This window comes from Endozoicomonas sp. SESOKO2, assembly GCF_024606245.1.
GTDB lineage: Bacteria > Pseudomonadota > Gammaproteobacteria > Pseudomonadales > Endozoicomonadaceae > Endozoicomonas_A.
The window spans coordinates 1-1073 of sequence record NZ_JAHHPQ010000516.1 but is presented as its reverse complement, the minus strand read 5'-3'; the positions used below and the strand labels follow the sequence as shown (position 1 = coordinate 1073).

1 protein-coding gene is annotated in these 1073 nt (G+C 51.4%); it reads right to left on the bottom strand.

Annotated features, from left to right (window positions below):
* Window positions 1–359: 359 nt before the first annotated feature.
* Window positions 360–1073: ankyrin repeat domain-containing protein (locus tag KDK17_RS12410; RefSeq protein ID WP_257288194.1), on the bottom strand; the 714-nt coding region annotated here is incomplete at its 5' end.

Sequence of the window (1073 nt, the reverse complement as noted above, 5' to 3'; positions counted from 1 at the left end):
ACGACAGTGTGTGATGGTCAGGTGTTATAAAAACGTTCTGGCCTGGAGAACCTGCTTTCTGTTCAAGCTCGACAACAAAACGTTTTGTCAACGGTTGAGCCAGACAGACGACGGACAATGTCATTATCAACAGTGGTGCTGCAAAGAGTGAGTGCTTGATGATTCTACCCTTGCATTCTGGTGTTCAGGGAGGAAGGATAGATCAAGAAAATAATGCAAGTTCCAAAAGCGCTGACACGCCCATTGCAGTGGTTTTGCCAAAAGACGACAAAAGTAGTCTGGTGGGAAAGGTTCTATAAGATCATTTTTCATGCAGTCAATAATAGCTGATTTTCAGGATGGTGCGTCGCTTGAGTTACCTACCTTGCCCCGGCCTCGATCAGGGCTTCCACGCAGTCGGTATTGCCCATCTCAGCCGCGATGGAGAGCGGGGTAGCGCCATTCGATATGGCAGCGTCGAGATCCGCCCCGGCGTTAATCAGGAGTTTCACGCAGTCGATATTGTCCATCTGGGCTGCTATGAACAGTGGGGTGGTGCCATTTTTATTCCGGGCGTTGACATCCGCCTGAGCTTCGATCAGGAGTTTTACGCATTCGGTATTGCCCGCCCAGACTGCGACTAACAGTGCGGTGGCGCCATCCGAGGTCCGGGAAACGTTGGGATCTGTCCCGGTGTTGATCAGGATTTTTACGCAGTCGGTGTTATTTTGCTGAGCAGCGATAAACAGCGGAGTGACGCCATCCGAACGGTCGGCGTTGAGGTCCGCCTTGGCTTCGACCAAGAGTTTCACACACTCGGGTTTATTTTCCTGGGCAGCGACAAACAGTGCGGTTGCACCCGTCGAACAGGCAGCGTTGAGATTTGCCCCGGCGTTGATCAGGCGTTCGACGACGTCCTTTTGCCCATTATAGGATGCCCACATCAAGGCTGTGTAATCAGCTTCCATAACAGCATTGACATTGACTCCTTCTGCTAGTGATTCCTCCAGGTGATCCAAATCCCCGTAAACACAGGCACCGTAAAACGCCCGATCGGGGAAAAATGTATCCGGGTGAGATTCACTGGTGTTCTT